The organism is Alcanivorax sp. HI0083, from assembly GCF_001635175.1.
The window spans coordinates 1-3,612 of the sequence record NZ_LWFX01001392.1 but is presented as its reverse complement, the minus strand read 5'-3'; the positions used below and the strand labels follow the sequence as shown (position 1 = coordinate 3,612).

The window sequence follows — 3,612 nt, the reverse complement described above, 5'->3', positions numbered from 1 at the left end:
GGTCGCACCGGCCGGGTAGGCGGTGAAGGCACCGCCATTTCCCTGATCGCCGCCCACGAATGGAATTTGATGGCAGGCATTCAACGCTACCTGCGTCAGAATTTTGAATACCGTCTGGTGGACGCCCTGCGTGGCAACTTCCTGGGGCCGAAAAACCTGAAGTCCAACGGCAAGGCCGCCGGCAACAAAAAGAAAAAAATGAAGAAAAAGGCAGATGCCAAGAAAGGCATCAAGAAACCCGGTGCCAAGAAAAAAATCGCCAGACCCAAACGCAATGCCAAGCCGCCCACGCAGGACACCAAGGGTGGCTTCGCCACAGTGAAACGGAAAAAGACCCCCGGGCCACTGGATTGAGAGACGCTGCACGCAACACGCTGCAGGCAACAACACGAAGCGGAGCCGTACAGGTTTTGATAGATGAGAGGCCGCGCCCTTATTCCGGGCGCGGCCTCTCACGTTTATAAAACGACAAGCCTTGATCGCGTTGCTGCGTGAAGCGCGTCGCATGAAGCGTCTCTTTTAAAACTCCGTAAAATTCCTGCCCCCTTCACGTTCTTTCGGCGCCTTTGCCGTCATTCTGGTACGGTTATTCCAAGGAGGTGGCTGTGCCGGAACAGAAGGGGGTGGAGTCGATGTCTGCTGATACACTGCTGTGCCCGGATTGCGGCACGCAGCTTGCCGTGCCTTCTCGGCGCGCCCGAGGCGCCTGGCGCTGCCCCTGTTGTGATTCCCGGTTGAGCGGTGCCTGGACGTTGCGCCCTGATTCCCTGCTGGCACTAACCGTGGCGACGGCCGTGTTATGGTTGCCGGCCCTGATCCTGCCGTTGATGCGCCTGGAAAACCTGGGCCTGGACCGTGAGGCCAGCCTGCTGGATTGTGTGCTGCGGCTCATGGAGGGCGTTTACTTTCCCGTCGGGGTCTTGCTGCTGTTTACCCTGGTTTTCATGCCGCTGCTGAATTTGCTGTCTGCAGGGCGCCTGCTATGGGCCGCCCGTGGTCATACGCCCTCGGCGCAGCCGGATCCCTTCTGGATGAAGATTTACCGGCAAAGCCGGGAATGGGCCATGACGGATATTTTTCTGCTCGGCATTCTTATCGCCATGACCAAACTCGGTGACATGGCCACCGTGACTCCCGGCCCTGGTCTGTTTTGTCTGGTGGTGGCAGTGTTTTTGCGTTTGATCGTAGAAACCCTGGCGCAACCGGATCAGTTGCAACGGTTACTGGAGGCGCGCAATGGCGATTAATCCGCCCCCGAGGCAGCAGCGTGCCCTGGCCTGGTCATTACTGATTGCCGCTATGGTCTGGTTAGTACCGGCCAACGTGCTGCCGATCATGGCGGTTACTGAAACCGGGCGCNGCAAGGCCAGCACCATTGCCGATGGCATCTGGCAACTGTTCGAAGCTGGCATGCCGGGTATCGCCATCATTGTTTTTGTTGCCAGCCTGTTGGTGCCGCTGTTCAAGGTGCTGGTGCTGGCGGTGATCTACTGGCGAGCACCGCGCGAAAATAATCCACTCACCAGTACCCGGGCGTACCGGCTGGTGTACTGGATTGGTCGCTGGTCCATGCTGGATGTCTTCGTGGTGGCGCTGCTCGCCGCTGTGGTGGAATTCGGCAATCTGGCCCGGGTGGAGCCGGGGCCGGGTATTATCGCCTTTGCCCTGGCCGTGGTGCTGACCATGTTGTCCGCCCACGCCTTTTCTCCCCAACAACTCTGGATTCAAGACCCTGACGGAGCGGACCATGGACACGCCTGAAGTGAAACATTCCCGCTGGCCTTCGCCTATCTGGCTGGTGCCCTTGCTTAGCTTGCTGGTGGCCGGCTGGCTGCTGTATGACCAGCTTTTGCAGCGTGACGTGCAAATAGAAATTACCTTTGAAAATGGATCAGGAATCAAGCCGGGGGTAGACCTGCGCTACCGGGGTGTGCCGGTGGGCAGTGTGGATGAAATCGTACTCAGTGATGACCTGAAACACGTGACCGTTCATGCCAGCCTGAATCGGGATGCGGAAAAACTGGCTCGCGAGAAAAGCCGCTTCTGGATTGTAGAGCCGGAGCTGGGCATCGCCGGGGCGCGCAATCTGGATACGCTGGTGTCAGGCAAATACATCGCCGTGGAGCCCGGTGGGGGAGAATCAAAAAAAGAATTCGATGGGCTGGAAACACCGCCAGAGCAACAACCGAACCTGGGCTTGAAGATAACCCTGGTGGCCGATCACCTGGGCTCCCTGAAAAAAGGCCGCAAGATTTATTATCGTGATTTGCAGGTGGGCACCATCGGTGAAAGCGAACTGAGCGAAGGGGGCCGCTTTGTGGAAATTCAGGCCATCATCGAACCGAAATACGCCAAGCTGGTACGCAGCAATACCCGCTTCTGGAACAGCTCCGGGCTCACCGTGGACATCGGCTTGTTTAAAGGCGCAGAAGTGCAGGCCAGCTCCCTGGAGAATTTACTCCGTGGCGGCATCAGCTTCGCCACCCCGCCAGAGCCGGGCCCGCTGGCGAAAGCGGGGGAGCGCTTTGATCTCTACAAACAACCGGAAGACGACTGGCGCGAATGGGCGCCGATCATGAAATGGCAGTGAAAGGCAGTTGAAAGTTCAAAGTGAAAAGTTAAAACGCGAATGGGTGATGCAGCGAATCGAAAGATGTTATGGCCGCGATTAAAGGAGTAGGGCGCGCGCGGGGTTGGCTTGTCCGTGTAGCACTGCCTTCCTCGCGCATTTCAACTTTGAACTTTACACTTTCAACTGAGGCTACATAATTTTTCCAACCATCCTCAACGGCAGGTTGCGCATGGCGAAGCCCAGTGGGCCCCAGGGCCAGCCGGGAACGGAGGCGTTTTTGCTTTCTTTCTCGATGGCTTTCACCAGTGCCTTGCAGCCGGTTTCGGTGTCCACCAGGAACGGGGTGTTTTTCACTTTTTCGTTGATCTCGGAACGGATAAAACCGGGGAAGATCGTGGAGACCTTGATCGGTGAATCCTGCAGTTCCACTTGCAGGCCTTCGGCCAGCATGGCCACGCCGGCCTTGGTGGCGGCATAGGTGGTGAGGTTTTTCTTCATGCCGCGCATGGCGCTGATGGAAGAAATCATCACCAGGTGGCCGCTGTTCTGGGCGCGGAAAATTTCCATGGCCGCTTCGGTCTGCGCCAGCGCCGCCACGAAGTTGGTTTCCGCGGTCTGCCGGTTGGCGTAGAAGTAGCCGGTGCCCAGCGGCTGGCCCTTGCCCATGCCGGCGTTGATGATGACGCGATCAATACCCGCCATTTCCGTGCGGAACGCATCGAACACCGCAAACACCTGGTCGTAATCGTTCACATCCAGCGGCTTGATCAGCACCTTGATAGCCGGGTGCTTTTCTTCCAGCTCGGCTTTCAGGGTTTCCAGCCGGTCCATGCGCCGGGCACACAACGCCAGGTTGCGCCCCATGGCCGCAAACAACCGCGCCATGCCTTCGCCAAGGCCGGAGCTGGCACCGGTGATTAGAATATTCTTGCGTGTCGGCATTACTGTCCCCTTGCTAATGGCTGCTGTAGGAGCACCTCTTGAGGTGCGAACCCCGCGAAGCGAGGCGACAGCGTTTGTGTCGCTCGCTGATGTTTTCT

General features: G+C 58.1%; 4 protein-coding genes and 1 pseudogene. 4 read left to right on the top strand and 1 reads right to left on the bottom strand.

Going from position 1 to position 3,612, the window contains the following annotated elements:
• The 4 genes and pseudogenes from A3754_RS21115 to A3754_RS21100 all read left to right on the top strand — a co-directional run.
• Positions 1 to 354, top strand: a pseudogene (locus A3754_RS21115) (ATP-dependent helicase); the annotation flags it as partial.
• A gap of 278 nt (positions 355 to 632) precedes the next feature.
• Complete coding sequence (locus tag A3754_RS21110; RefSeq protein WP_231880724.1) at positions 633 to 1,247, top strand: paraquat-inducible protein A; 615 nt, start codon at positions 633 to 635, stop codon at positions 1,245 to 1,247.
• Entirely contained in the window at positions 1,237 to 1,761 is a 525-nt protein-coding gene (locus tag A3754_RS21105; protein WP_063521248.1) for a paraquat-inducible protein A, read from the top strand. Before A3754_RS21110 ends, A3754_RS21105 begins: the two co-directional genes overlap by 11 nt.
• Complete coding sequence (locus A3754_RS21100; RefSeq protein WP_063521247.1) at positions 1,748 to 2,590, top strand: intermembrane transport protein PqiB; 843 nt, start codon at positions 1,748 to 1,750, stop codon at positions 2,588 to 2,590. Before A3754_RS21105 ends, A3754_RS21100 begins: the two co-directional genes overlap by 14 nt.
• Before the next feature lie 171 nt (positions 2,591 to 2,761).
• On the opposite strand, the gene A3754_RS21095 is transcribed toward A3754_RS21100, so the two are convergent.
• Positions 2,762 to 3,514 carry an SDR family oxidoreductase gene (locus tag A3754_RS21095; RefSeq protein ID WP_063521246.1) on the bottom strand — a complete coding sequence of 251 codons (753 nt, stop codon included), beginning with the start codon at positions 3,512 to 3,514 and terminating at the stop codon, positions 2,762 to 2,764.
• Between the last annotated feature and the right edge of the window lie 98 nt (positions 3,515 to 3,612).

Coding starts and splice junctions, on each gene's coding strand:
- A3754_RS21110 (WP_231880724.1), top strand. CDS start 633: ATGTCTGCTGATACACTGCTGTGCCCGGATTGCGGCACGCAGCTTGCC.
- A3754_RS21100 (WP_063521247.1), top strand. CDS start 1,748: ATGGACACGCCTGAAGTGAAACATTCCCGCTGGCCTTCGCCTATCTGG.
- A3754_RS21095 (WP_063521246.1), bottom strand. CDS start 3,514: ATGCCGACACGCAAGAATATTCTAATCACCGGTGCCAGCTCCGGCCTT.